Annotated in this window: 22 protein-coding genes; 9 read left to right on the forward strand and 13 right to left on the reverse strand. The window is 38.2% G+C overall.

All coding sequences use genetic code 11. The features are described 5' to 3' along the window. Positions 1 to 32: 32 nt before the first annotated feature. The 3 genes from U0R11_RS09375 to U0R11_RS09385 are packed head-to-tail and all read right to left on the reverse strand — an operon-like array spanning position 33 to position 4,068. Positions 33 to 1,391, reverse strand: a complete 1,359-nt coding sequence (locus U0R11_RS09375) for a neutral/alkaline non-lysosomal ceramidase N-terminal domain-containing protein (RefSeq protein WP_406751440.1) — start codon at positions 1,389 to 1,391, stop codon at positions 33 to 35. Continuing rightward, a complete protein-coding gene (locus tag U0R11_RS09380; RefSeq protein WP_406751441.1) occupies positions 1,388 to 2,683 on the reverse strand; it encodes a hypothetical protein in 1,296 nt (431 codons plus the stop codon). The genes U0R11_RS09375 and U0R11_RS09380 overlap by 4 nt, the downstream gene beginning before the upstream one ends. An 11-nt stretch (positions 2,684 to 2,694) precedes the next feature. After that, positions 2,695 to 4,068 (reverse strand): DegT/DnrJ/EryC1/StrS family aminotransferase, encoded by a 1,374-nt coding sequence (locus U0R11_RS09385; protein ID WP_406751442.1) that lies wholly within the window; start codon positions 4,066 to 4,068, stop codon positions 2,695 to 2,697. Between the two features lie 367 nt (positions 4,069 to 4,435). On the opposite strand from U0R11_RS09385, the gene U0R11_RS09390 reads away from it, so the two are divergent. Genes U0R11_RS09390 through U0R11_RS09400 form a run of 3 tightly spaced genes read left to right on the forward strand, consistent with a single transcriptional unit; the run spans position 4,436 to position 7,518 of the window. After that, on the forward strand, positions 4,436 to 5,740 hold the full coding sequence (locus U0R11_RS09390) for a sugar MFS transporter (protein WP_406751443.1): 1,305 nt from the start codon (positions 4,436 to 4,438) through the stop codon (positions 5,738 to 5,740). Positions 5,741 to 5,762: 22 nt separating this feature from the next. Further along, positions 5,763 to 6,788 (forward strand): Gfo/Idh/MocA family protein, encoded by a 1,026-nt coding sequence (locus tag U0R11_RS09395; protein WP_406751444.1) that lies wholly within the window; start codon positions 5,763 to 5,765, stop codon positions 6,786 to 6,788. Positions 6,789 to 6,801: 13 nt separating this feature from the next. After that, positions 6,802 to 7,518: a 3-keto-disaccharide hydrolase gene (locus tag U0R11_RS09400; protein WP_406751445.1), complete on the forward strand. Its 717-nt coding sequence runs from the start codon at positions 6,802 to 6,804 to the stop codon at positions 7,516 to 7,518. Here the strand turns inward: U0R11_RS09400 and nagA are convergent. From nagA to U0R11_RS09430, 6 genes are all read right to left on the reverse strand, one after another. Further along, the gene (gene nagA / locus U0R11_RS09405) at positions 7,513 to 8,706 is read right to left on the reverse strand and encodes an N-acetylglucosamine-6-phosphate deacetylase (RefSeq protein WP_406751446.1); all 1,194 of its coding nucleotides are present in this window, start codon (positions 8,704 to 8,706) and stop codon (positions 7,513 to 7,515) included. The genes U0R11_RS09400 and nagA overlap by 6 nt on opposite strands. Next, positions 8,706 to 9,470, reverse strand: coding sequence for a glucosamine-6-phosphate deaminase (locus tag U0R11_RS09410; protein ID WP_406751447.1), 765 nt, complete (start codon positions 9,468 to 9,470; stop codon positions 8,706 to 8,708). The genes nagA and U0R11_RS09410 overlap by 1 nt, the downstream gene beginning before the upstream one ends. Before the next feature lie 11 nt (positions 9,471 to 9,481). Further along, the gene (locus tag U0R11_RS09415) at positions 9,482 to 10,603 is read right to left on the reverse strand and encodes an acyltransferase family protein (RefSeq protein ID WP_406751448.1); all 1,122 of its coding nucleotides are present in this window, start codon (positions 10,601 to 10,603) and stop codon (positions 9,482 to 9,484) included. Positions 10,604 to 10,607: 4 nt separating this feature from the next. Next, entirely contained in the window at positions 10,608 to 11,951 is a 1,344-nt protein-coding gene (locus U0R11_RS09420) for a Gfo/Idh/MocA family protein (protein WP_406751449.1), read from the reverse strand. Positions 11,952 to 12,227: 276 nt separating this feature from the next. Continuing rightward, positions 12,228 to 12,485 (reverse strand): hypothetical protein, encoded by a 258-nt coding sequence (locus U0R11_RS09425; protein ID WP_406751450.1) that lies wholly within the window; start codon positions 12,483 to 12,485, stop codon positions 12,228 to 12,230. A 412-nt stretch (positions 12,486 to 12,897) separates the two neighbouring features. Further along, positions 12,898 to 13,155, reverse strand: coding sequence for a hypothetical protein (locus tag U0R11_RS09430; RefSeq protein WP_406751451.1), 258 nt, complete (start codon positions 13,153 to 13,155; stop codon positions 12,898 to 12,900). A gap of 565 nt (positions 13,156 to 13,720) precedes the next feature. On the opposite strand from U0R11_RS09430, the gene U0R11_RS09435 reads away from it, so the two are divergent. From U0R11_RS09435 to U0R11_RS09445, 3 genes are all read left to right on the forward strand, one after another. Further along, entirely contained in the window at positions 13,721 to 15,172 is a 1,452-nt protein-coding gene (locus U0R11_RS09435; protein WP_406751452.1) for a Gfo/Idh/MocA family protein, read from the forward strand. A 102-nt stretch (positions 15,173 to 15,274) separates the two neighbouring features. After that, positions 15,275 to 18,433, forward strand: a complete 3,159-nt coding sequence (locus U0R11_RS09440; RefSeq protein ID WP_406751453.1) for a PVC-type heme-binding CxxCH protein — start codon at positions 15,275 to 15,277, stop codon at positions 18,431 to 18,433. A gap of 149 nt (positions 18,434 to 18,582) precedes the next feature. Further along, positions 18,583 to 19,767, forward strand: a complete 1,185-nt coding sequence (locus tag U0R11_RS09445; RefSeq protein WP_406751454.1) for a helix-turn-helix transcriptional regulator — start codon at positions 18,583 to 18,585, stop codon at positions 19,765 to 19,767. 301 nt (positions 19,768 to 20,068) lie between these two features. On the opposite strand, the gene U0R11_RS09450 is transcribed toward U0R11_RS09445, so the two are convergent. After that, positions 20,069 to 21,772, reverse strand: coding sequence for a hypothetical protein (locus U0R11_RS09450; protein WP_406751455.1), 1,704 nt, complete (start codon positions 21,770 to 21,772; stop codon positions 20,069 to 20,071). A gap of 172 nt (positions 21,773 to 21,944) precedes the next feature. Here U0R11_RS09450 and U0R11_RS09455 point away from each other — a divergent pair, with 172 nt between their 5' ends. The 3 genes from U0R11_RS09455 (at position 21,945) to U0R11_RS09465 (ending at position 25,002) form a co-directional block, all read left to right on the forward strand. Beyond that, positions 21,945 to 22,922, forward strand: coding sequence for a glycosyltransferase family 9 protein (locus U0R11_RS09455; protein ID WP_406751456.1), 978 nt, complete (start codon positions 21,945 to 21,947; stop codon positions 22,920 to 22,922). Between the two features lie 3 nt (positions 22,923 to 22,925). After that, positions 22,926 to 24,224 carry a GntP family permease gene (locus U0R11_RS09460; protein WP_406751457.1) on the forward strand — a complete coding sequence of 433 codons (1,299 nt, stop codon included), beginning with the start codon at positions 22,926 to 22,928 and terminating at the stop codon, positions 24,222 to 24,224. Between the two features lie 88 nt (positions 24,225 to 24,312). Continuing rightward, on the forward strand, positions 24,313 to 25,002 hold the full coding sequence (locus U0R11_RS09465; protein WP_406751458.1) for a hypothetical protein: 690 nt from the start codon (positions 24,313 to 24,315) through the stop codon (positions 25,000 to 25,002). Here U0R11_RS09465 and U0R11_RS09470 read toward each other — a convergent pair. The 3 genes from U0R11_RS09470 to dtd are packed head-to-tail and all read right to left on the reverse strand — an operon-like array spanning position 24,999 to position 26,721. Then, positions 24,999 to 25,943 (reverse strand): NAD(P)-dependent oxidoreductase, encoded by a 945-nt coding sequence (locus U0R11_RS09470; protein ID WP_406751459.1) that lies wholly within the window; start codon positions 25,941 to 25,943, stop codon positions 24,999 to 25,001. The two genes, U0R11_RS09465 and U0R11_RS09470, sit on opposite strands and share 4 nt — an antisense overlap. Further along, positions 25,940 to 26,269 carry a nucleotide pyrophosphohydrolase gene (locus U0R11_RS09475; RefSeq protein WP_406751460.1) on the reverse strand — a complete coding sequence of 110 codons (330 nt, stop codon included), beginning with the start codon at positions 26,267 to 26,269 and terminating at the stop codon, positions 25,940 to 25,942. The genes U0R11_RS09470 and U0R11_RS09475 overlap by 4 nt, the downstream gene beginning before the upstream one ends. Next, positions 26,269 to 26,721, reverse strand: a complete 453-nt coding sequence (gene dtd / locus U0R11_RS09480; protein WP_406751461.1) for a D-aminoacyl-tRNA deacylase — start codon at positions 26,719 to 26,721, stop codon at positions 26,269 to 26,271. The genes U0R11_RS09475 and dtd overlap by 1 nt, the downstream gene beginning before the upstream one ends. Between the last annotated feature and the right edge of the window lies 1 nt (position 26,722).

Consider the following 26,722-nt stretch of genomic DNA (forward strand, 5'->3'; position numbering starts at 1 on the left):
AAAAAGAAGGGGAAATAGAATAGAAAGGTGGTTTAAGGTCGGCGTCGAATGCCTACATTTTTCATTAGTTTATAAACTCCTTGCATAATTTTGTCTTCCACAGTATCTGCAAATGGCCCTGGCCATCCATAATAGATCATACTGGATTCCGCTTCATAGCCACCTTCTTGTAGTACATTCTTGGATGGGATATAACACATGACTTCTTGGCTATATCCTGCTACAAAAATATCTTGTTGGGCAAATTCTCGTTTGATTCTTAGCGAATAATCCACCACTACTTCTCCCGCTAATGCCACCAAGGTGAATTCCTTTCCAATGCGTAAAGCTTGAATGGGATATTGATATTGGCTAATATTCCAACCTTTATTGATGGCTTCCAACATCAATTTGGCTCTTCTTTGTTTGAAAATATCCTCCCCGACCAATTCTTTTTGGTAGGAATTGATATCTGTTTTTTGAAAATCAAGTGTGACTAGTTGCGCATCATAACGTAAAGAATTCCCCATGGGTTTTAATGGATTTTGAAGGACCTGATGCACGGTCTCAGCCAGTTTTTTACCGTGTTTTTCAGCTAAGGCTAAACTACCTCTCGGTTCAGGATTTTGATCTCCAGCACATCCCAATATGAACATGGCAATCGCTTGGGGGTATTTTTTTTCAATTTCAATTTGAGCAAAACCTGCATAATCGCCATTGACTAAATAATTATCACCCTGCACCGTCGTATTGTGGCAAGCATAACCCACTAAAATACCTTTCACTTGCCCTTGTCTATTTTTCACTTGTATGATAGGCACATCATGATCAATGGGTCCTGCTAATACTTGCCCAATTTTGGAGGCTGCCAATTGTCGACGATTGATCGCAATATCTACTTGTCCATGCCCAAGTGATAAAGTCATTTTCTCTTTGTTGTTTATGGATTCACCAGCTAATTCCACCAACTTATTGATTAAGCCAAGTGTATAAGTAGATACAGCCCTTTGGTCTTCCAAATGATAATCAGCTATTCCGCTTAATGCGGGCCAAATCATAGGGCCGGAGTGCGTATGGGAGGAATTAATGACGATTTGCTTTTCACTTAAGCCAAAGGTTGATGCCAATTGCTGGACTATTCCTTGATGAACTTCTCTGCTTAATCCCAATAAATCGGTACTTATGATGATGGCTTTTTCATTGGGAGAACTTTCTAAATATATTGCCTTAGCCCATAAATCATGTACAACTCCTGTAGCGGGAGTGGTTCTGCTAGCATAACCTGTTAACCAAATAGGAGGACTTGGCGTAATGCTTTTTTTTGCCAACCCAATGAACATATCTTGTCCGTTTACATCCAATCCAAGAGTAAAAAGTATAATCAGAAATAGAAAATTCAATGTAGTTCTCATGGTCGATTGAAGGAAAGGGGAGCATTAATCTGAATCAGATCACATCGTACCTGATGATTTCTTGGGATTCTAGCCAAGGCATAAACTTTTCCCTCCAAATCAATTGCAATGGAGTTAACATATTGGGGCCAATTTCCATCTTCATAAAAGATGGGCCCATGGTCCTGGTAGTGATGACTTGGAATATGATAAGTAATTAAATGTAAGTATTCAAGACCTTTGGCTGCTCCTTTTGCAATCTGCTTTTCTCCTTCCAGTCGTTTCCCATCTTGATAAATAGGGCCACCTGTTAAATAATACAATGTTTCTTGGTCTGGCCCTAATTGAAAACCTAAATAGCCATAACTAAATTGATCAAACATTCCTGACCTTTTTGATGGTATTGAAGTAAGTCGTTCCATGACTTCAATCTGCTGCGTGGAGGGGTCAAATCGAAATAAATAACCAGAATTTCCATGTACACCATAAGCTACTTGTTCTGGTTCATACCAAACAATTTGTCGCCAATTATAGCCCATGCTCCCTGGATAGGTAGGTGTATATTGACCAAAATAATCCAAACGTAAATGAGCTTTTTCTAGTCGAGATACACTTGTAGAATCTGGGTTAATTTGATAAATGTCTCCTTCTGCAGTAGAAAAATATGCGATTCCTGTGTTGGGGTTGACAAATAGTGAGCGACAAAGGGATCTAAAATCTTCTCCTGGGGTTCCGGCTTCTCCACTTCCTGAAACAGCTGGAAATAGCTGAAGTTGACCACTTTTTACATCTAGGTAAAATAGCTTGCCTGTTGGCCAAGTAATTCCAAATATATGCCCTCTTTGCGTATCCATCAACATAGAAACACATCCTTCTCCCTCTGGAAGTATCGCTAAATCTTCAAATTTTCCAGTATTGATATCATAGCTAAGGATATGACCACCAGGGTATAAGGCATAACCAGCAGGTGCTTGAACCGGCAAACGGTCCATGCCATCAATCAATTGATAATATCCAATATGTGTGGCAAAGTAGAGTTTCTGTTGATATTCATAGAAGCTTACATGGCTTTTTCCTTGTGGAATATGCGCTTGATGACCTTCTCCACAAATGTCATTTAAGTCGGCCAAATGTGTAATTCGATTTGTTTTTGGGTCAAATTCAAACATTTGTCCAGCTGCCTCCAATTGATCTGATGACAAAACGTAATAAATACGACCATTAGATGCCAACGAAATAGCATTATAACTATCATGAGCCAAGGAGAAACCAGAATCCAATGGGGTAGCCAGCAATGAATGGGGTAGAGGCATGAAGATTTGTATTAAGGCTGCAATTTCTTTTTAATGACTTCGGCTTCGCGTTGTATTTTTTGAATACTATGAAAAATCAACTCCATATCTTCCTTTGAGCCTAATAATAGATTTTGGGTAAACCAAACGGCTTCTTGGCATAATTGATCATTCAAAGGACATTGATTTTGCTCCATGTAGGTGGAATATTTCAATTCGCTACTGGAATAGAGTTTTTTGAAGTGTTTAGATTCAAAAGTCTCTTGAATAAAGGCTTGTGTATTTAATGCCGTATATCCACCCGAGCAAGGAACACCCTCTGCTTGTAAGGCTTGTAAGAAATGTGCCCGACTTAATCCTTTAAATTCAGCGGGATTATATCGGAAAGGGTATAAATGAAATGCAGCTCTGGTAACGGAAGGATAGAGTTGATAAGGTAGAATGCCCTTAATTGTCTTTAACAAGGAAGATAAATAAGCCGCACGTTCATTTCGAGTTTGAGTTTGTGACTCCAATCGAGTTAATTGTGCCAAACCTATAGCGGCTTGATATTCGGTGAATCGAACCTTAGTTCCTTGCATGAAACTCCCTGAATTAATGGAGCCTGTGGCTATTCCAAAAGGTAAACCTAGATTATGAAATGAGTAACAGCGATCCATAAAATCATGGTCATTGCTGACAATAGCTCCACCTTCACCAATAGCAATATTTTTTGAATTTTGAAAACTAAAACATCCTGCTAATCCAAAACTACCTACTTTTTGATGATTGATTTCGGCTAAAGGAGCTTGGCAGGTATCCTCAATAACGATGAGTTGATGTTTATTTGCGATGGCCATAATATGAATCATGTCGCAAGGCAATCCTAAAATGTGAACAGGTAATATGGCTTTGGTACGCTTACTAATCTTGGCCTCGATCTTGTGAGTATCCATTTGAAAGGTTTCTGGGTTTACATCCACAAAAACAGGTATACAGCCATTGGCCAAAATGGCTTGAATACTAGCGACAAAAGTGTAAGGAGTAACTAATATTTCATCCCCTGGTCCAAGCTTAGCTTGGTTGATTGCTACTATCAGTGCCTGAGTACCATTGACCGAGGTTAAACATCGTTTTGTCCCAATGGTATCAGCCCAAGCTTTCTCAAATTGATTCACCACCTGAGCTCTTGACCATACGCCACTGCGCATAACCTCCAATAAAAGCTTTTCATCTTTTTCCGCATCCCAGATGGGCCATTTTATCCAATTATTGGCTTGAATAGTGGATTTGCCTCCTAAAATGGCTGGAATTTGTTGGTTCGAGGACCTGGTTGGGAATCCTTTTTTTTGCCAGAAAGGAATCACCGCGGCGGCACTCAATATGCCAGATTGCATCAGAAACTGACGTCTTTTAGCAGATTTCATCGTATTAAATAGGTTGTTGTAAGCAAGATAAATGAATATTAATAAATATGATACGATATGTGGAAAAAGGGATGAATAATCAGGGTAAGGCAGCTTGAGATCCATGCGAGAAATCTTATTCAGGTAAATGAACAGAAGAAATTGGAAGATGGATTTATGAGGCCATTGTTCTTGTTGATTTTCATACCTTAATCAAAATACCTAAACCCTAAAAATCCTTTTTTCATTTGGCTCATCACCTATACCCATTACACAGGTTTGTTTTTCATGGGAATTCATTTAATTTAGGACAAATAAAAACCTATTTAAATCTATGATGCTTTTCTTTTCTCAATCGAAAATTTAGTCATCTATATCCTTCAAAATTATGAATAAAGCGGTTTCCGTTTCTGCTTTGAGTAGGAGAGATACCCAAATCTCCATCCTGATTATTGGATTCATGTTTTTTATCTTTGGTTTTGTTTCCTGGGTAAATGCCATCTTGATTCCTTATTTTAAAATAGGTTGCGAATTGAGCAATTTTCAGGCCTATTTCGTCACGTTTGCCTTTTACATTTCTTACTTCGTGATGTCCGTTCCTGCTTCATTTTTATTAAAGAAAGTTGGTTTCAAACGCGGAATGATGTTAGGTTTCTGGTTGATGTCCTTGGGTGCATTCATCTTTTTGCCCGCATCCATGACTCGGACCTATCCCATATTTTTACTAGGTTTATTTACTTTGGGTGCAGGATTAGCCATATTGCAAACTGCCGCTAATCCTTACATCACCGTATTGGGTCCACAAGAAAGTGCTGCTCAGCGCATCTCCATTATGGGGATATTTAATAAAGGCGCGGGCGTTTTAGCTCCCTTGGTGTTTGCCGCCGTGGTCTTAAAAGCTACGGACAGTGATTTGTTTAAAAACTTGGCATCCATGTCAGGGGAAGCCCGAAGTGCAGCCTTGGATGAATTAGTAGGACGAGTAACTATTCCATATGCTATCGTGGGTTCTGTCTTGTTTTTATTGGGTTTATTGGTACGTTTTTCACCCTTACCCGAGATCGATACAGACTCGGAGTCGGAAGAACAGGCTTTATCAAATTCAGGAAAAACCAGTATTTTTCAATTCCCTCATTTGATTTTAGGGGCTATTGCTATCTTTTTGCATGTAGGAACGCAAGTAATTGCCATTGATACCATCATTGGTTATGCTGGCTCCATGAATATCGCTTTGTTAGAAGCTAAGGTATTTCCTTCCTATACCTTACTGTCGACTATTGCAGGTTATATCTTGGGAATTATTTTCATCCCAAAATTCATTTCACAGGTGAATGCCTTTCGAATATGTACACTTTTGGGTACTATTTTCACTTTGGGAATTATTTTTGGTCATGGTGAAGTTCAATTTTTAGGACATCAAGTCGATATTTCCATTTGCTTTGTCATCTTATTGGGGCTTTCCAATTCTTTGATTTGGGCGGGTATTTGGCCTTTGGCACTGGATGGTCTCGGAAAATTCACCAAATTAGGTGCATCCATTTTGATTATGGGTTTATGTGGAAATGCCATTATGCCTCTGTTTTATGGTTATTTGGCTGATATCTATGACTTGAGATCAGCTTATTGGGTTTTATTCCCTTGTTATTTATACCTCGTTTTTTACGCTGTTTACGGCCATAAAATCAGAAAATAAATTTTCTGAATCACCTATTTATATGAAAAAATCCAACAACTCTCGAAGACAATTTTTACAACAAAGTTCCCTAGCAGGACTCGCGCTAGTAAGTGCTAATTCCTGGCCTACCTCATTTTCTTCACCACAGGTAGTACAAGCAGATCTGGGAAAAAGAATTGGTATCATCGGTCTTGATACCTCCCATGTTACGGCATTTACCAAAGCTTTAAACGCGCCAGATGCTAGTCAGTATGCCGGATATAAAATAGTGGCGGCTTATCCACGGGGGAGTAAAGATATTCTTTCCAGTACTGAAAGGATTCCAGTTTATACAACTGAAGTACAGAAATATGGGGTGGAAATTGTGAGTTCCATTCAAGACTTATTAACCAAAGTGGATGTGGTCATGCTGGAAACCAATGATGGAAGGTTACATTTAGAACAAGCTTTAGAAGTGTTGAAAGCTGGCAAAAGGATGTTCATTGATAAGCCCATTGCCGCTTCATTGAAAGATGCTGAAGCCATATTTGTCGCCTCAGAAAAATATAATGTTCCGGTATTTTCAGCTTCTTCTTTGCGCTTTTCTCCTAGTGCCCAAGAAATTAGAGCAGGTAAAGTAGGAAAGGTGATAGGAGCAGATGCTTACAGTCCCATGAAAATAGAAAAAACGCATCCTGATTTATTTTGGTATGGAATACATGGGGTGGAAACGCTATTTACCATGATGGGAACTGGATGTAAACAGGTAAATCGCTACATCAACGAAGAACAAGAAGTAGTAGTAGGTGTATGGAATGATGGGCGTATTGGGACATTTAGGGGATTGAAAAATGGGAAACAAGAATACGGTGGCACGGCTTTCGGTTCCAATTCAGTAACACATCTAGGCCCTTATGGAGGATATGATCCTTTATTGGTTAAGATTATTGAGTTTTTTCAAACAGGGATTCCTCCCGTTTCCAAAGAAGAAACCTTAGAAATATTTGCCTTTATGGAGGCAGCTGATGCTAGTAAAAACCAACAAGGGGCTAAGGTCAACTTAGCGGATATGTATTCAAAAAAATAAACCTCTTTAAACAATGAAAATTTTATATAGTTTGTTGATTATTAGTGTATTATGTTCTTGTTCTCGTGATAATTCATTAAAAAAAGGTGAAAAATCAGCTGGTTTTAACCTCATGTTTGATGGTAAAACTACGCAAGGATGGAGAGGCGCATTCATGAATGAATTTCCCAAAAAAGGTTGGGTAATTCGGGATGGTGCTTTATTCGGAGACCTAAGTGATGGGGGAGAGGCGGCCGATGGTGGGGATATTGTTAGTTTGAAAAAATACAAAAACTTTGATCTGCGTTTTGATTGGAAATTAGGTAAACTGGGTAATTCTGGAGTTAAGTATTTGGTAGAGGAAAAATTACCAAAAGCATCAGGAGGTTCGCAACCGGGCTATGAATATCAATTGATCGATGATGCTGATTTTATCTACAACGACAAGCACCTACCTGCTGAAATTAAAACGGGTTCTTTGTACCAAATTGCAGCGGCTCAGAAAGCAGATGTTGATATATCTATTTGGCACACTTCTAGAATCGTATTTAAAAATGATCAGATTGAACATTATTTAGACGGAAAATTGATTGTATCCATCAACCGAAAATCCAAAGCATTTTTAGATGGTTTTCAACAAAGTAAGTTTAAGACATTTCCTAATTACCCAACGATTCAAGAAGGCCATATCTTATTGCAAGATCATGGACATAATGTAGCCTTCAAAAATATTAAGATTAAGGAACTATAAGCTATAAACGATTCGGCCATGGACCATGGTCATTTGGATGTTGATATCCTGATCAAAAATGAGGATATCAGCATCTTTACCTTTGGTTAAACTTCCTTTTTGTGCATCAATTTTCATGATTCTCGCAGGAACATCCGAGATCATTTGAATAATTTCCAATAAGGGTGCATCCGTCATTTGAAGCATGGTTCTTACCAATCGGTCAGCTGTAGCGACACTTCCTGCAAAAGCACTACGATCGGGTAATTTAGCAACTCCATCTTCTACAATGACAGCTAAGCCTTTATCCTTATGACCCAAAATCGAATTGCTTGGAGCTAAACCTGCTGCTCGCATGGCATCGGTAATTAAAGCTGTTTTTTTAGCTCCTTTGATTTTATAAATGAGTTTCAAAAGTGGGGAAGGAAGATGAACTCCATCCGCTATGATTTCTACATCCATATCATCAATCAAATATCCTGCTTCCACCGCTCCGGCAAAACGGAAGGCATTTTTTCTGGTAACTCCCGACATGGCAGAATAAAAGTGAGTCGCTAAATGATAGCCATGAGCAAATGCTTTTTCAACTTCCTCATAAATGGCATCTGTATGTGCCAAAGCAACCAAAACCCCTTTAGAACTCACATAATCGCCAAATTCAATGGCACCGGGTAATTCGGGTGCTGCTGACCAACGTTTGATACAATCGTAATTTTCTAAGATAAATTGATATTCTTCAGGATCTGGATTTCGAATGTATTTTGGATCTTGTGCCCCTCGTTGACTCAGCGCAAAATAGGGGCCTTCTAAGTGCATACCTATAAAACTAGCCCCTTCCGTATTCAATAGAAGGGCTTGTTGGTAAGCCTCCAAGGTCAAAATCAAATCCTCTTTTTCACTGGTTAATGTGGTTGGCAACATGGAGGTAGTTCCATATCGAGCATGTGTTTTGGCAATTTCTAAAAAAGCCTCCACAGTACCATCCATAAAATCATGACCACCACCTCCGTGAATATGAATGTCAATGAAGCCTGGAGAGATGTAGCTTCCTTTTGCATCAATTTCGATGGCTCCTGGAAAATCAATATTTCCTGCTCTGACTTCCACAATTTTCCCGTTTTCAACCAAGACTGTTCCATTGGGTAAAATTTCATCTTGTAAGATGACAGCACCTCCGTGGATTTTGTATCGGGTTATATTCGGTTCCATTAGGCGTTAAAGGCTTGTTTTCTATAATCAGAAGAAAGTAATTCGGCCGAATGTTGATCTAAATACATGGAACAATCAGTATGTTTTTGGAGTATACTGGCTGGAAACCAAGGGCTCACTTCATTTTCCAAACAATTTTTCACGGCCTCTGCCTTTCTGAAATCTGGTACCGAGCAAATGATTTTTTTGGATGCCATGATATGCTGAATCGACATGCTAATGGCTTGTTGGGGTACATCCTCCAAACTTGGAAACCAACCTTCACCCATTTGTTGCTTGCGACAAGCCTCGTCCAATTGGACCACGATGTAGGGATCTTTGGTTTCAAAATTGGCCGGTGGATCGTTAAATGCTAAATGCCCATTTTCACCAATCCCAACTAATGCTACATCTATGGGATGCTGGAGAATGATCTCATTCAATCGTTGGCATTCCGCTTGAGCATCCTTTTCGCCATTAATCAGATTGACAGCTTGTAAATCCGACACCAATTGAATGAATCTTTCCGTTAAGTATTTTCTAAAACTAGCTGGATGAGAAATGGATAAACCAATGTATTCATCCAAATGAAATAAGACCACCTTGCTCCAATCGATATCTTTTTCTTGAATCAATTGATTCAAGGTTTCGAATTGACTGGTACCAGTTGCTAAAATGATATTGGCTTGACCTTTGGATTGAATGGCCTGTTTGATGTGTTCAGCAGCCAAACTGCCAGATGCTTGTCCTATATTTTTAGGATCAGAAAAAATATGTAGTTTCAATGTAATAGGCTTTAGACGCGTAAAAAGACCTTTTTTTCGTAAAGGAATCTTAAAAATACCCATTTAATTAGGATCACACAAACTAGCGAGATAATTATTGAATAGCTTTCTCCGCAAATTTTAAATAACCAAGTAAATAAGGCATTGTTGGTATAATCCCAATCGATAAAATGACCTGATAAATAAATAAGAATGGAGTTCATTCCAATGACTTGAAAGAAAAAGGCCCATTTTTGATACCCTTTTACATCCATGATATAATAGAAAAGAGCTAATAAAAGTAAGCTCAGTCCAGTGGTTTGCATCACAAACGAACTGGACCACATATTCTTATTGATTGGGAAATCAAGATCCCAAATTTGGGCTATCATGAGGGAAGCAATTCCAGCATAGACCATCCATTTAACTTTTTCAATGCCCAGATATTGCTGTTTTTTGAGAAATATTCCCGTAATGATACCTGCTAATGCGGTGCTGATAGCAGGTATATTGTTGAAAAAGCCCACGGTATCATGGATTCCTCTGGATAATCTACCAGGTAAAATACTGCGGTCAACATAAGAAGCAAAATTACCAGCTTCTGTTAAGTCGCCCATCGGAAAACCGGGTGCGGAAGTAAATTTGAGTATGAGCCAATAGCCAATGAGTAAACTGGCAAACCAAATGATTTGAACGCTTTCTTTGGTGTATAAATAAATGATGTTAGCCAACATATAAGCAACCCCAATTCTTCCTAATACACTAGAAAATCGAATTTCGGCGATGGGTTTTATTTCTAAACCTTCATTGTAAATAATACCTAAAACGACTAGGGTTAATCCTCTTTGAACCACCTTTTTCAGTACATCCGATTTACTTTTGCCTTGATCTAAGGCTCGACCAATGGAAAAAGGGGTAGAAACTCCTGCTAGAAATAAGAATAGTGGGAATATTAAATCGTATACCCGGAAGCCATCCCATTTCACATGCTTAAATTGATGGGCTAATCCCTGCCAAAAGGGCGATTGGGTATGCTCCGCCAATTTATGGAGTAATTCATCCGCTCCCATGATCCAAAACATGTCAAAACCCCTCAGCGCATCCAAAGAATGTAATCGCTGGCTGATAAATTTTTCATTTTCTGGGCTAGCCATCTGCTTAGATTTTAGGTTCCCAACCTTTTTCATAGGTTCTGCTCCAGAACTTCATGGCTTCCTTATCATGTAGAATATGACCATTTTGTGGATCAATTTGAAGGCTTCTACCCATGCGCTGAGAAATATTACCTAACTGAACCAATAAGGTACTTTGATGTCCACTCAAAATATCGGAATTAACGGCTACACCCTTTTTAATTCCATCAAATAGATTTTGAATATGTAAGGCATCTAGATTGGATGCTGGATCCGCCAAATTACGCGCATCTACTGCAAAATCGTTTTTTACTTCTTTAACAAGGTTATTCTTGAGGTCAAAGATTTTATATGAATTCCCACTTTCTATTAACATAGACCCTTGTTCGGCATAGAAAATTACACCTACACTTTGGCTTTCTACGGATTTGCCATTGCAACTACGTCCTTCCCAAGTAATGAGGGATTTGTTTTCAAATTCCAAATTAATCATTTGTGTATCAGGCGTTTCCCAATCATCTTGGTAGCGGTATCTGCCACCATTGGAACTAACCTTGGTTGGATAATGTACATTCAAACCCCAACGAGCCAAATCAACCATGTGAGTTCCATTATTTAGGGCTTCACCTGTTCCCCAATGCCAAAACCAATGCCAATTGTAGTGGATTAGATTGTCTTTGAATGCTTTTCTTGGAGCTGGGCCTTGCCATAAATCATAGTTTAACCAAGAGGGTACAGCTGTTTCTTTTCCTACTCCAATGGAAGCACGATTATTGGTATACCAAGTTTTGGCATAATAAGGTTTGCCGATAACTCCCGCATGTAATTCGGCTATGGCGGCAGCTACATTGGGCCAAGATCTTCGCTGATTACCCATTTGCAAGATACGCTTGTGTTTAGCAGCAGCTTTCACGAGTAGTTCACCTTCATTGGGATTATGGGAACAAGGTTTTTCTAAATACACATGTTTACCTGCCGAACAAGCTAATATAGCAGCTGGGGCATGCCAATGGTCCGGTGCTGTCACAATTAATACATCGACATCCTTATCTTCCAATGCATTTCGGAAGTCGGGGGTGGCTTTCGGACGTTTATGTTGAATTTTCTCAATGGCATTGATACAAATATCTGCAGCACGGGAATCTACATCGCTAACATGTAAAACTTCACAATTTTTTTGTGCCGCGAAATTCTTTCCTACGGCTAGTCCACGACTGTTCACACCCATACAGGCCACGGTAATTTTTTCGTTGGCACCTAAAATATGTCCGTAACTTTTAGCTGAGAAGCTAGGAAGAATTCCTCCGATAGATAAAACGGCTGCTCCTGTGGAAGCCTTTTTAATGAAGTTTCTGCGCGAATTTTTCATTATTTTGAGTTAAAATAGGTTTATTTGTTGAGCCATGAATGGCATTCCTTTTTCAAAGTTATCAATTGCTTCGATTTTTGCAAGCCTGACTTGAAATGTAGAATGTAGAATTTGGAATGTAGAATTGAGTGTTAAAATCAATTTGCAGTTTTCATCCCGTTCCATAGAAATAGGAAGAACCTAGCGGCAATATTAGTTATTAGGGTTTAGTTATTAGTTTTCAGAATGTAGAATGCTCCATCCATCTATAATTTATCATTCATCATTTACCATTTATTAGTGTAGCATTGTTGGAATAAACCTTTTCATTGCATTTTTTTTTGAAAAAAAAGAAACAAAAAAACTTCTTTTTTTGTCGTCCAGCCAAGGCGAATTCCGCTTTGCGGAACCGTGATTCACTTCGCTATCGCCTATATTTTTGACGCCGACGCACATCGCCCATGCTGAGGTCAAAACCTCGTCTACCGCGGCGTTCATCACATTTCGCAGGGCTGCACGACGGAGTTTTCTATCAAAAAATTCTACATTCTTCATTTTATATTCTACATTGAACGGTTAATCCCAACGAAAGATTGGAACGTAGCTTGAGCGAAGCGGCAGGAAGGAAATGGTAAATGATGAATTATAAATTGTAAATGGTAGCGGCTCATTCTACATTCTACATTTTTCATTCTAACAGCCGTAAGCGGAGAGACAATCGGTTCTGCGCAGCAGAATTCGTCTTAGGATTAACCGTATTTCTTCTGTTTTTTTTGTTTCTTTTTTTATGAAAAAAAGAAATGCCTTAAAATTCTATGCTAAAACATTCCTTATTATGGAGTACGACATGCCTCTTCGGTTAACCTCTCAATGTAGAATGTAAAAAGTAGAATCCAAAATTAATAAAACGCTCAACGTCATTCAGGCATTCACACTCAATAATCTATAATTTATCATTCATCATTTATTAGTGTAGCATTGTTGGAATAAACCTTTTCATTGCATTTTTTTTTGAAAAAAAAGAAACAAAAAAACTTCTTTTTTTGTCGTCCAGCCAAAGCGAATTCCGCTTTGCGGAACCGTGATTCACTTCGCTATCGCCTATATTTTTGACGCCGACGCACATCGCCCATGCTGAGGTCAAAACCTCGTCTACCGCGGCGTTCATCACATTTCGCAGGGCTGCACGACGGAGTTTTCTATCAAAAAATTCTACATTCTTCATTTTATATTCTACATTGAACGGTTAATCCCAACGAAAGATTGGAACGTAGCTTGAGCGAAGTGGCAGGAAGGAAATGGTAAATGATGAATTATAAATTGTAAATGGTAGCGGCTCATTCTACATTCTACATTTTTCATTCTACATTCTAACAGCCGTAAGCGGAGAGACAATCGGTTCTGCGCAGCAGAATTCGTCTTAGGATTAACCGTATTTCTTCTGTTTTTTTTGTTTCTTTTTTTATGAAAAAAAGAAATGCCTTAAAATTCTATGCTAAAACATTCCTTATTATGGAGTACGACATGCCTCTTCGGTTAACCTCTCAATGTAGAATGTAAAAAGTAGAATCCAAAATTGATAAAACGCTCAACGTCATTCAGGCATTCACACTCAAAAACTTATAACTTATAAGTTATAACTTATCATTTAAAATGTCCTCAAGCCTACAAGTCATCGTAGGATTAAAAATAGTTTAAATTGAATTGTTCAAATGCAAAATTGTTATAGCTTTGAAGATTGAATGGGTATACAAGATTTATCCATTCGAAAGACCTTTAAAATTAGACCTATGAAACTAAAAAAATCCGATGCTTCCAGAAGGGAGTTTATTAAGTCTGCCAGCTTAGCCTCTGCTGGTTTTATGATTGTTCCTCGCCATGTATTAGGCGGAAAAGGCTTTACAGCTCCCAGTGATAAAATTGTAGTTGCCGGTATCGGAGTAGGCGGAAAAGGAAAGTCTGATTTACGTTATTTTGCCCAAAGTGGTAAAGCGGATATCGGTTTTCTTTGTGATGTAGACGATCGTCAGGCGAAAGATTCAGTAGCAGCTTATCCCAAAGCAAAATATTATAAGGATTGGCGTGTGATGTTAGAAAAGGAATCAAAGAACTTTGATGCAGTATCTGTTTCCACTCCCGATCATAACCACGCAATTCAGGCTATGGCCGCCATGCAATTAGGTAAACACGTATACGTGCAAAAACCAATGACGCATGATATTTATGAAGCAAGAGCCTTAACAGAAGCGGCTAAAAAATACAAAGTAGTAACCCAAATGGGTAACCAAGGATCTTCTGGCGACGGTGTTCGTCAGTTGGTAGAATGGTTTGATGCAGGTATCATTGGAGATGTACACACGGTACAAATCTGGACAAACCGCCCTATTTGGCCACAAGGTATCCCATGGCCAAGCAATAAGCCAGCCGTTCCACAAGGTTTGGATTGGGATTTATGGTTAGGTACTGCTCCTTACAAAGATTATGTAGATAATTTAATTCCAGGAAGCTGGAGAGGTTGGTGGGATTACGGTACCGGTGCTTTAGGTGATTTAGGTTGCCACTTAATGGAAGCCCCATTCCGTGTATTGAATTTAAAATATGCATCGGATGTACAAGCTTCCGTTAGTAGTGTATTTACGGCTTTTGGAAAGCGTGGATTTTTCCCAGATAGCTGTCCTCCATCAAGTCATGCTACCTTAACATTCCCTAAAACAGACCGTACCCAAGGACCAATCACCATGCACTGGATGGACGGAGGTATTAAACCAGAAAGACCAGAAGAATTAGGACCAGATGAAATGTTTGGCGATGGTAACTCCGGTATCTTGTTTATCGGTACCAAAGGAAAAATGATGGCGAGTGAATATGCGGCTAATCCACGTTTATTGCCTTTATCTAGAAATGAAGAAGTTAAAGTACCTCGTAAATTAGAACGTGTACCAGGTAGTGCAGACGGTCACTATGCCCAGTGGGTAGAAGGCTGTATCGCTGGATATGGTAAAAAGCAATTGAGTTCTCCATTTGAAATGGCAGGTCCTTTGACAGAAGCTATTTTGATGGCGAATTTAGCTATACGTGTTGCCGATATTCCTGTTCCAAGAAAAACTGGAAATGGTATGCATTATCCTGGTTCTAACACCAAGTTGCTTTGGGATAATCAAAACATGCGCGTAACCAATTACGATGCTGCCAATGCCTTTGTCAAGAGAACTTACCGCGAAGGCTGGACATTAGGAAACTAAAACCTAACAAGATGGATCCTGTCTCAGGGTCCATCTTTTTTTTACCTTTTTTATTTCATTTGAAATTACCCATCTCCTACAAAGAACAAAAATAATCAGATTATGTCCTTTAAAATAAAATTCGGGATAGTAGGTATTGTATTAGCTATTATTGCATTTAGCTCCTTTCAGCCATCCACTTCTCCCTATTTATCCATCAAAAAGAACAGCCATATTTCTTTGATTGGAAATAACTTGGGTTCGAGAATGATCAATTTCGATCATTTTGAAACAGAATTACATTTGAGATATCCTGATAGCTTACTGACAGTCAGAAACCTTTGCGATGGAGGAGATACTCCCGGATTTAGACCTCATTCTTCTCGAAATGATCCTTGGGCTTTCCCTGGAGCAGAAAAATTTCAATTGGAGTTTGCCAAAAATTCAGGCAGTGAAGGCCATTTAGAAAAACATGACGTCTGGTTAAGCCGACTAAAAACAGATATTATAGTAGCTTTTTTTGGGTATCCTGAATCGACGGAAGGCGCTGCCAGATTAGATAATTATAAAGCGGAATTGACCGCATTCATCAAGCATACCCAAAATCAAAAGTACAATGGCTCAAAAACGCCTCAATTAGCGTTGGTTTCCCCTATCGCTTTTGAGGACATTAGTTCATTAAGAGATTTGCCTAATGGTAAAATGGAAAATGAGCGCTTGGCTATGTATACCAAAGCCATGAAAGAAGTGGCAGATCAAAATAATGTATTGTTTCTCGATGTTTTTGAAGTATCTCAAAAATGGTATGAGGAAAGTCCAGAACCTTTAACCATCGACGGTCTACAGCTGAATAATGCTGGATACCAACGATTGTCTTTATTTCTAACAGATCAATTGTTCGGAAAAAAATCAACTGAAATAGCATCTCGTAGAGCTTTAGTTCAGGCGGCCGTGGATGAAAAAAACTGGATGTGGCATAATGATTTTAAGATTCCCAATGGAGTACACGTATATGGTAGACGTTACAATCCATTTGGACCTGATAATTATCCAGCGGAAATTGAAAAGATACGTCAGATGACGCAAGTACGTCAACAGGCAATTTGGTTGGCAGCTCGTGAAGGTAAGATCTTGGATGTTGAGGCAGAAGACAAAAAAACTAGAACTTTACCTGTCGTTACTACCAATTACAATCCAGATAAAAACGGAAGTTTACGCTATTTATATGGTGAGGAGGCTTTGAAATCGATTCAAGTTCCAGCAGGATATAAATTGGAATTATTTGCTTCTGAAGAGCAGTTTCCAAATTTGGCTAAGCCTTCTCAAATGACATTTGATAATAAAGGCCGACTTTGGGTGGCGTCTATGCCTACTTATCCCCATTATAAGCCTGGTGATCCAAAGCCGAATGATAAATTATTGATTTATGAGGATACCAATGGAGATGGGAAAGCAGATCGTGAAATTGTATTTGCTGACCATTTACAATTGCCTGTAGGTTTTGAAATCACGCAAGAAGGAGTTTTTGTGAGTCAAGGAACTAATTTGGTCCTATTGAAAGATACCAATGGTGATGATAAGGCAGATAGTAAGGAAGTGATATACAGTGGTTTTGATGACCATGATTCTCATCATGAAATCCACGCCTTTGTATCAGATGAGTCAGGTGCAATTTACATGGGTGAGGGAGTATTCTTACATACCAATGTAGAAACACCTTATGGAACCGTTCGAGGAACCAATGGAGGTTTCTACCGTTTTAATCCTACGCGTCGGCATTTAGAAAGAGTAGCTCAATTGTCGATTCCAAATCCGTGGGGTATAGCTTTTGACCGCTGGGGACAGAATTTCTTTGCTGAGACATCTGGTCCAGATGTTCGTTGGATGATGCCGGGAAGTGTTTTAAGCCGATACGGTGAAGCCAACCATAAATCATATAATTTGATTGAGGAGGCACACCGAGTTAGACCTACTTCAGGTTTGGAATTTATTTCTAGCAGGCATTTTCCAGATGACGTGCAAGGAGATATGTTGATTAATAATACTATTGGATTTTTAGGTATGAAGCAACATCAAATCTGGGATGATGGTACAGGATATAAGTCCAAACATCGGGTAGATTTGGTTAAAAGTGAAGACCGTAATTTTAGACCGGTGGATATGGAATTTGCTCCAGATGGGTCATTGTATTTCATTGATTGGCATAATATCCTTATTGGTCATATGCAACACAATGCACGCGATCCTTTGAGAGATCATACCCATGGCCGTATTTATCGAATTACCTACCCATCTCGTCCATTGCTTAAACCAGCCAAGGTCTTTGGAGCTTCTATTGATGAATTATTGGAAAACTTGAAGTTACCAGAATACCGAACTAGATACAGAACTCGTCGAGAATTGAGAGGTAGAAATGTGGCTGAGGTGATTGCAAAAACCAAAGCTTGGGTAGCAAAATTGGACAAAAAAGATCCAACCTATGAGCATCATGCCTTGGAGGCGCTTTGGCTTACTTGGGGGATGAATAAAATTGATCAAGTCTTGTTGTCCCAATTGTTACAAGCTAAAGATTATCATGTTCGCGCTGCGGCTGTGAGAGCGGTTCGTTATAATGGTCATCAATTAGCTAATCAAGCAGCTTTATTAAGTCAGGCTGCTCAAGATAAGCATGGTCGAGTTCGATTAGAAGCCATCGTTGCTGCTTCTTGGATTGGTCCTGCGAAAGGTTTGCCCATTTTAGCTTTGGCAAAAACGAAGCCTTTGGATGATTGGATGATACATACTTATGAGACGGCATTGGCTCATTTGAGTGGAAAAGGTGTAGAGCGTAAAAAAGAAGTCTATGGTGCCAGGAATTTAAAGGGTGCGGATTTGGAATCTTATACGGCTGGTGGTGCCTTATTTGCTAAGGAAGGATATTGTGGAACTTGCCATCAATTGGATGGAAAAGGACTTACAGCATCTGGATTTCCTCCTTTATCGGGTTCTAAATGGGTAACAGGAAATCAAGATCGATTGATTAAATTGGTTTTGAAGGGATTAATGGGACCTATGTCAGTTAATGGAGTTAAATATTCAGGTCAAGTACCTATGACACCGTTTGGTGGTCTTATGAATGATAAAGAAGTAGCCGATGTGCTAACTTATATCCGTAATGCATTTGGAAATAAAGGTTCTGTCGTTAGTCCACAAAAGGTCAAGGAAGTAAGAGCCAATATTTTGAGTAAAAAGGATTTTTATCAAGTGGATAAGCTCCTTTCTGAACACCCTTTGGAAGATTAATGATTATTTTCCTAAAAAGCAGCCTAAATTTTAGGCTGCTTTTTCTTTTTACCAAGTATAATTTGCCATTTTGTTCCTTATTCAATTAAACTCTAATCTTAATCAACCTTAAACCTTAGGAGCACATCATCCTGGGGACTATCTCTTTTATGGAAAAAATTACCATAAACTATTATCTGTATTTTTTAGGATTCTTATTTTTTGCTTTTGGTGCCAGCCTATTGTTAAAGAAGGGCTTATTGGCAACTCGCCTACTTGGGCTGCAGTTTTTACAATTAGGTATTCAGCTCTATTGTAGTTATTACATTCAACTGCCTATTATATTTGAGCATCCGCATTATTTTAGAGTTATTTCTCCTTTGTTTTATTTAATTGGGCCTTTATCTTATCTCTTTCAGCATTTTTTGTTGTATCCAGAAAGAAAATTCAAGAATAGCTATTTTTTACACTTTTTACCATTTGCCTTTCATTTTCTTGAGTTTTTACCATTTTATTTCAGTTCAGAAACCATCAAAATAGCTGAAATCAATCAAGTAATCAAAGAAAACACCTACAATACCCAACAATCTAATTTTGGACTGATCTCGATGAAATACCATCTGTATTTTAAGAGTTTATCATACATTTTATATATGACTTGGACATCATATGAATTATTCAAATATTATCAGTCAGTATCCAAGTCCTTCTTGTTAAAAAATCGCCTCATTGTTTTTTGGTTAACGGGGGATCTCTTTCTAAAAATCATTGCATTAGCTTGTCATATTACCTTTAGTATCATTTATCCAGATCAAGTACAAATGCTGGCTCGGGATTTTCTCTATGCTGGTGAATTCGCCATCATGGCATTATTTCTTTTTCTAAATCCACGATTATTGGATGGTCCTTATTTAAAAGGCCTAATTTTTCAACATTCTTTCAGAGAAATTCAAGAAAATTCAGAGAATCTGAAGGACTTTGAATATGAAAAGTCAAGAATTAATGTAAAGAATAAATCAATTTTAGAAAAAATGGACCGATATTTTGAATCAGAATTTATTTTTTTAAAATCCAACGTCTCCCTGAATTTAGTAGCCCTGAGTTTGAAAATTAAACCAAGATTGATACGTATATCCTTGCAAGAAGAGCTTAACTTTTCCTTTACAGACTATGTGAATTCGTGGAGAATTCAATATGCAGAGGAACAATGCCGTGATAATCCTCGCTGGAAATCCTATAAAATCGAGGTTATAGCCACAGAATCGGGCTTTGGTACGCGACAAAGCTTCAATGCAGCCGTTAAGAAGCTTAAGGGCGTTTCCCCTGGTCAGTACTTTGCTAAGTACACGAACTAATGTTCTCTTGTTTAAATTTGAATTAAAATTTTAACGAATGATTTGTTCTCTTTTTAAAATTAGTAAAGATAATTTTGTAGTTAATTTTTCTTTACATATACTATGAATGAACTGTTTGTGATTGTAAATAAATCACGTACCTTTGAAGTGTTATAAAAATGAAAATTCTCTTTAGACGGTCAGTGTTGTTTCTGTAAGAGTTTTCTTATAACCCCAAAATTGATATAATTTAGAACACGGAGTAATGTAAATCCAAGATTCAATGAATCTTGGATTTTTTTTGTGCCTTATAAGATGTGGATTATTTTAGTTGCAGTGTATGCAAACTCGAGTCAACTTGAATCATTTGCTTTAGTACATATAAATGATTTCTCGCCGTGGATCCTTGACTATCTAAATTCCATAGATAGAGGTTGTAATTCCCTGTTTTGAGTGATTCGTGGTTGATTTTTATTGATCCGTGGTTTGCGCGATAGTTTTCCATGTTCAGGAAGTTCTTTTTGCCATTTAAAGCAAATTGAATCGGAAGGATGTAGCAATTTTTCATTTTATCTATAGGCTTAAGAATCATAAACCATGGCTTTGTGAATGCTGTACTAAATGGAAAATGTTGAAATTCTAACCAATAATAATGATTGATCCAGGTAGCATGCTTTTGATGCATGATTTTTATGTTTTCTCTAGCTTGTAATGACATGGAACCTGGTTGTGGTGGAATAGCATTTGACCCTTGAAAAGGATTGTCCCAAGGATAGTTTAAGGTATAGATACCATTATTTTCTGCTTCTTGAAGTATTGGTCTGGCATTTATGAAAAACCCTGAACTGACTGATTGGATGCTTTGATTGTTTTTCCAGTTGATTCTGTCTGCCACGAAACTCATTTTTTGGTATTGTTGAGCTATACTATGGTTGAAAAAAGAAAGAAAATAAAATGGAATACTATAACATAGCATTCCTGCTAATAGGAACTTGTGGTAGCGTTTAGGGCTATGCAGCAGCACATGTAAATACACAATAATGATCGATAAAGCAGCATATAATTGAAAACGGCTGTATATCGTATATTGTTCTGCGGAACGAACTAAAGCAATTAAACCCGCTGAAAATAGAATAAAGGTTAAGATTCCTAAATACGTCCCTTGGTCTTTATTTTTTAAATTGAATTTACCGTGGTCTATACTATAATAGGTAAATAAACAGACCACGGTTAAGCCTATGAACCAGGAGAGAGTGAGTCCTATTTTAGGGAATTCTACAGCACTTGCCCCAATGAATCCAAAAAATGATAAAAGGATATGCTTGATATTCCAATGGAATATAGCGGCTTGTCCCATGTGATATATTTGTAAATAGCATACAAAGAATAGTAAAAGGCAAATGCCTACAATGAGGGCATTTTTCCAATTTCTTTGTAACAAATAGACATAGGCAAGAGCGATAAAGACAATAAAGCCATTTCCAAAAGTAAAGGAAGCAAAGTAAGCCAGTACAATGGCCCAAACTAAGGCATAAGCTTTGTCTTCAGTAATTAAATAAAGACTAATAAGTAAAAATAACGTAACATGACCATGTTGCAGCCCAGTAATGGCCCAATTGGAAACTTCGTGGTATTGTGGTTGTAACCACATGAAAGCCACAGGAATAAAATAGACCAAATGGATTTGTTGTCTTTTAAACAATCGAAATAGTAAATACAGGATGATAAGTAACTCGCATAAATTGAGCCATATCAAATGTTGAAAATTAACTTGGCCAAATATCAGATAGTCAATCCAAGTAATAATTCTTGGAATGACAATGGCATGATCATTATCTACACGAAAAAGGGAAGAAAAAAATTGGGACCAATTCCAAGGAGTATTTTTAGTGGTATTAATAAATTCCAGTAATGTTACATCATCTTGAAAGGGGAAATCAAAGCTAAAATATTGTATGTAGCATACAAATATTCCAATCAAAGTAAAGATGACTATGGCTGAAATATAAGAAAGTGCTTTGGGCATAGGATAAATTAATCTTCAAATTTAGGCAAAATTTAAAGAATAGACTCGAAGGAATTTGAGCCATATTTGAGTAGATATGCTAGGTTATGATTTTTTAGTTTTATTTTTGAAAACCTATACAGATCTGGAAGAAATTTCCAGTTCTTTTAAACCTATTTAAATTTTATAAATCATGTTTCATCAAGTGACCTATGCGATAGGTTCATTGGCGTATTTTTTAAGCCTCAGTTGCCGTATTCTTTTCAAACGTATTTTTCAACCTACTAAAGTGCATATTGGTATTCTCATGGATGGGGATCTAGGAGATATAGTAGCCTCCGAACCTATTTTAGGAGCCTTGCAACAGAAATATGGCGATGTAGCTATTTATTGGATTACCGAAAAGCGCTACTTCCCTTTGTTTTCTCAGCACCCCTTGGTGACAGAATTGTTGGATGAATATTCTTTGTTGGTCGCTCGGTGTCTTTTGTCATGGAATCCATTTTCGCATTTTTATTTTTTACAATTAAGTGATTTTAGAAAAGATCCAGTATTTCAGATTTCTTTACAAAATAAGAAAGCTGACGATTTGGGAATTCGATTGAATAATTATTACCACCAGTTTAATTTATTGGAAATATCATCCCAATTAGCCGATTTAGGTATGATGAAAGGCCAACCTCATTTGTATGTAGATGATCAGCCATTACAAATTGACTTACCCACATCATATTGGCTGGTTCATTGTAAATCCAATGCCGGGTTACGAGATTGGAAGGATGAGCATTGGCATCGACTCATTTTGAATGCTATATCGACATGGGGAGTTCATGTGGTGGAAATAGGTATGAAGCATCCATTGAAATTGGAACACCCTCAATTCACCTCTTTGGTGGGTCAATGTAATTTGATGGATACTATGAAAATCATACGAGGGGCATCCTTCTTCATCGGATTAGATTCTGGCCCTACCCATATGGCGAATGCATTTAAAGTGCCTGGATTGGTGATTTGTGGAGAATTTACTTACTTTAAAAAATATATGTCTTATTCAGGTTTTTATCAGGAAAGTAAGCAAACAAAAGTAATGTTTAATCCAGAGGGTAAGGCAGACGGATTAGGATATGATGAAGTTTGGCAGCAATTAGTTGCCCTACAAGAAAATAAATAGCCTATGCTATTTCTGATTACATTAGGAGCAATCGTTTTTTTGGTTTTAGCTATGACTTGGCTAAAATTACCTCCATTTGTAGCTTTTATGGGGGTTAGTATCTTAGCTGGTGTCGCCTTTCAATTAAGTCCGGAATTTATATTTAAAGCTATCCAAGAGGGGATGGGTAGTACTTTAGGTTCCATTGCAGGAATACTTGCTTTTGGATCTATTTTGGGGAAGTGGGTCGGGATCAGTGGTGCTGCGCAAAAAATGACCGAAGTCTTATTGAAGCTTTCAGGTACTCGATACGCCCGGATTGCTTTTATGTTGGCTGGTTTTTTGGTGGGTCTTCCTCTTTTTTATTCAGTAGCCTTTATGTTGTTGGCGCCACTGGTGATTACAGCTGCAGCTAAATTAAAACAACCTGCTACTTTTTTGGCATTGCCCATGCTGGCCTCATTAACGGTTACCCAGGGCTATCTACCTCCGCATCCAGCACCCTTGGCGATTATGCAGGAGTTTGGTGCCGACTTGTCCAAAACGATGTTGTATGGTGTGACTATAGCCATTCCGGCCATTTTAGTATCAGGTTTGTGGTTTGGAATGACTACTAAAAATATGACAACACCGGCTAATCAGGCATTTGTATTTGTAGAAAATGAAACCGCTGGTCCTCAGTTATCTACGATTTCCAGTTTCTTGATGGTTTTATTTCCTATCATTTTATTAGCACTTGGCTCTTTTGGTTCCAATGCTTTTCCTTCCATAGCGACGTATTTATCTAATCCTGTATTTTCCTTATTTCTGTCTGTTTTGTTGGCTGGTATTTTATTAAAACGTATCGGATTTAGTTCAGATACTTTATTGAGTACTTCCATCATTTCCATTAAAGATATCGCAGGGATATTGTTGATTTTTGGGGGTGCTGGGGCATTGAAACAGGTTTTAGTTGTAGCTGGGGTCAGTCAGGCTGTAGCAGATAGTTTAGGTTCTTCTACCTGGAATGTCTATGCATTAGGTTGGACTATGGCTGCTATCATTCGCGTTTGTGTTGGTTCTTCTACGGTGGCGGGTATCACTGCTGCAGGTTTTATGAAAGTGATTTTAGTGAATTCTACTGCGGACCCCAACCTCATGGTATTAGCTCTAGGTGCAGGGAGTATGATGTTTTCACATGTGAATGATACAGGATTTTGGTTATTCAGAGAATATTTTTCCTTGAATTTTAAGGATACCATACGATCCTGGACCATGATGGATACTTTAGTCTCCATCACTGGACTAATAGGAGTGTTGGTTTTGGATCAAATTCTATTTTAGCGATGCTGTTAGATTCTCTACAGACTGACCTAAGTCATTGTTTCCTCGAGTAGATTTGTCTAATTTAGTTCGAACATCCCTAATTTGTATGAAAAATTACTTATACTCCCTTGTTCTACTAGCCGTATTTTCATGTCAATCTTCCCAATCTGAAAATGAGGAAGTGCTAGTTCCTAATTTGATCTTAAATGATGTGCTGGCTTGTAAAGATCTGGCGGGTTTGCAAGCTCAGTATGGAAAAGAATCCCTCGTGGCAGATACTACTTGGATTTTGAATGAAGATACTTTACGAGGTTCGATTCTGTATCCTAACACCAACAAGCAAGTCTATATCATGTATCATCAAGGGCAAATATTGGATGTTTCCGTGTTAGGAAAGCAGTCATTGTGGAAAACAAATTCGGGTTTATACTTGGGTTTAAAAGTACTTGATGTGGAGAAATTGAATCAAAAGAATTTTACTATATCGGGTTTCGATTGGGTTAATGGAGGCATGGTGGTTAGTTGGGAAGGAGGAAAACTAGGAGGGGATAATTTGACGCATGTGGTTCAGTTTAGTAATGCTGATAACCAACATGAAGGACTTTCCGATATGGAGTACGGTCAAATATCTGGAGAAGCAGAGTTTGATATTCGCCATCCATTGATTCAAAAACTAAATCCCAGTGTAGATCAATTAGCCCTTGTGAAACCTTATGTACCTTCCAAATCAGAAGGTCAATCCATGGGTAAACATATTACCAAATCTCAGATGCCCAAGATAAAGAAAAAGCATTAATTGACCTGATTGATTGCTTTTCCTGCTAAAAATCCAGCTAACGTAGTGATGAGGCTTTGAATAACGCGTGTTCTTGCCTCAAAGCTTAACCAGGCATTATGTGGCGTGATATAAGCATTTCTAATACCCAATAAGGGATGATGGCTATTGGGTGGTTCTTGATCTAATACATCCAATAAAGCCGCGGCAATTTGTTTTTCTTGTAAGGCTTTGGCCAATGCCAAAGAATCGACCAATCCACCCCGGGAGCTATTGATTAATATCGCATGCGGTGGCATCCAAGCTAAAAATTCAGCATTGATGAGCTGATCCGTTTGTGGGTTTAATGGGCAATGTAAACTGATTACATCACAGGTTTGAGCTAATTCCTTTTTGGATAAATAGATCTTGTTTTTAAGGTGTAAATCACGTGTATGGTGATAATATACCTGCATTCCCAGGCTTTCGGCCATGTTGGCAAAACATTGTCCAATGTTCCCCATACCGATAATCCCTAGTTTTTTGTCAGCTAGTTCGGTCAAAGGACTCAATGAATATGACCAATCATTTTTACTCCATTCTCCAGCCTGTACGGATTGATTGTGTAGTTCCACTCGATTACACCAAGCCAATAAGAGGGCCAAGGTATGCTGAGCCACCGAATAGGTGCCATAGGCAGGAACATTGGATACTTGAATACCTCTGTCTTTGCAAGCTTGAATGTCGACTGAATTATAACCCGTGGCGGCTACGAGGACTAATTTCAATTGAGTAAAATGGGACAATGCTTTTTCATTGACCAAGCATTTGTTAGTTACTAGTACGGTTGCGCTAGGGTCTCGTAAGCTAATATCATCTTCATGGGTTTTTTCATAGAAATCCACTACTCCATAAGCACTCAATGAAGTTCTTGAAATATCTTGTTGAAATAAGGCTAAGCCATCTAAAATTACAATTTTCATGCTTTTAGTTTCGGATTATTGTGATGCCGATCTTGGTCTCTGATCGTTTTTTTAGCTAAATTTTGCTCGAGTGCTTTTTCTAAATCAATGCCCGTTTGGTTAGCTAAACAAATTAGAACAAACAAAACATCGGCCATTTCATCCCCCAAATCTTTTTGTTTGTCGGACTCCTTTTCTGATTGTTCTCCATACCTTCTGGCGATAATGCGCGCCACTTCTCCCACTTCTTCCGTTAGCATAGCCATGTTAGTCAGTTCATTGAAATAACGGACACCTACGGTTTTAATCCATTGGTCAACTTGTTCTTGTGCTTCTTGTATCGTCATTAGTTTGGGTGTTGAGAATCTATGATGATGGTTACTGGGCCGTCATTGATCAGACTAACTTGCATGTCGGCTCCAAATTTGCCTGTTTGTATAGGGGATCCAAGCTTGTTTTCTAATTGTTCTATGAGGTGATGGTACAAAGGAATGGCTTGTTCGGGTCTTGCCGCTTCGATAAAACTTGGTCTATTTCCCTTTTTTGTTTGGGCATGTAGCGTGAATTGACTCACCAAAATGATTTGGCCATGGATGGCTTTGATGTCTAAATTCATTTTGCCATCGGAATCTGAAAAAATTCGCAGGGCACTAATTTTATTGGCTAAATATTGACTATCTGCCTCGGTATCATGCTGATGAATCCCTACTAAAATTAAAAAGCCTTGTTTTATTTGAGCATTGATTTGACCATCAATTTCAACCTTAGCTTCCGAAACGCGTTGAATGACCGCCAGCATG

It is taken from the genome of Aquirufa salirivi, assembly GCF_045310485.1.
In the GTDB taxonomy this organism is placed as follows: domain Bacteria; phylum Bacteroidota; class Bacteroidia; order Cytophagales; family Spirosomataceae; genus Aquirufa; species Aquirufa salirivi.

What these genes read in the sequence shown, in the direction of transcription:
- dtd (WP_406751461.1), bottom strand. Translation starts at nt 26,721, where the DNA reads ATGCTGGCGGTCATTCAACGCGTTTCGGAAGCTAAGGTTGAAATTGAT.
- U0R11_RS09400 (WP_406751445.1), top strand. Translation starts at nt 6,802, where the DNA reads ATGAAAATTTTATATAGTTTGTTGATTATTAGTGTATTATGTTCTTGT.
- U0R11_RS09425 (WP_406751450.1), bottom strand. Translation starts at nt 12,485, where the DNA reads ATGAAGAATGTAGAATTTTTTGATAGAAAACTCCGTCGTGCAGCCCTG.
- U0R11_RS09445 (WP_406751454.1), top strand. Translation starts at nt 18,583, where the DNA reads ATGGAAAAAATTACCATAAACTATTATCTGTATTTTTTAGGATTCTTA.
- U0R11_RS09395 (WP_406751444.1), top strand. Translation starts at nt 5,763, where the DNA reads ATGAAAAAATCCAACAACTCTCGAAGACAATTTTTACAACAAAGTTCC.
- U0R11_RS09465 (WP_406751458.1), top strand. Translation starts at nt 24,313, where the DNA reads ATGAAAAATTACTTATACTCCCTTGTTCTACTAGCCGTATTTTCATGT.
- U0R11_RS09385 (WP_406751442.1), bottom strand. Translation starts at nt 4,068, where the DNA reads ATGAAATCTGCTAAAAGACGTCAGTTTCTGATGCAATCTGGCATATTG.
- U0R11_RS09460 (WP_406751457.1), top strand. Translation starts at nt 22,926, where the DNA reads ATGCTATTTCTGATTACATTAGGAGCAATCGTTTTTTTGGTTTTAGCT.
- U0R11_RS09470 (WP_406751459.1), bottom strand. Translation starts at nt 25,943, where the DNA reads ATGAAAATTGTAATTTTAGATGGCTTAGCCTTATTTCAACAAGATATT.
- U0R11_RS09430 (WP_406751451.1), bottom strand. Translation starts at nt 13,155, where the DNA reads ATGAAGAATGTAGAATTTTTTGATAGAAAACTCCGTCGTGCAGCCCTG.
- nagA (WP_406751446.1), bottom strand. Translation starts at nt 8,706, where the DNA reads ATGGAACCGAATATAACCCGATACAAAATCCACGGAGGTGCTGTCATC.
- U0R11_RS09415 (WP_406751448.1), bottom strand. Translation starts at nt 10,603, where the DNA reads ATGGCTAGCCCAGAAAATGAAAAATTTATCAGCCAGCGATTACATTCT.
- U0R11_RS09440 (WP_406751453.1), top strand. Translation starts at nt 15,275, where the DNA reads ATGTCCTTTAAAATAAAATTCGGGATAGTAGGTATTGTATTAGCTATT.
- U0R11_RS09390 (WP_406751443.1), top strand. Translation starts at nt 4,436, where the DNA reads ATGAATAAAGCGGTTTCCGTTTCTGCTTTGAGTAGGAGAGATACCCAA.
- U0R11_RS09435 (WP_406751452.1), top strand. Translation starts at nt 13,721, where the DNA reads ATGAAACTAAAAAAATCCGATGCTTCCAGAAGGGAGTTTATTAAGTCT.
- U0R11_RS09450 (WP_406751455.1), bottom strand. Translation starts at nt 21,772, where the DNA reads ATGCCCAAAGCACTTTCTTATATTTCAGCCATAGTCATCTTTACTTTG.
- U0R11_RS09420 (WP_406751449.1), bottom strand. Translation starts at nt 11,951, where the DNA reads ATGAAAAATTCGCGCAGAAACTTCATTAAAAAGGCTTCCACAGGAGCA.
- U0R11_RS09475 (WP_406751460.1), bottom strand. Translation starts at nt 26,269, where the DNA reads ATGACGATACAAGAAGCACAAGAACAAGTTGACCAATGGATTAAAACC.
- U0R11_RS09375 (WP_406751440.1), bottom strand. Translation starts at nt 1,391, where the DNA reads ATGAGAACTACATTGAATTTTCTATTTCTGATTATACTTTTTACTCTT.
- U0R11_RS09380 (WP_406751441.1), bottom strand. Translation starts at nt 2,683, where the DNA reads ATGCCTCTACCCCATTCATTGCTGGCTACCCCATTGGATTCTGGTTTC.
- U0R11_RS09455 (WP_406751456.1), top strand. Translation starts at nt 21,945, where the DNA reads ATGTTTCATCAAGTGACCTATGCGATAGGTTCATTGGCGTATTTTTTA.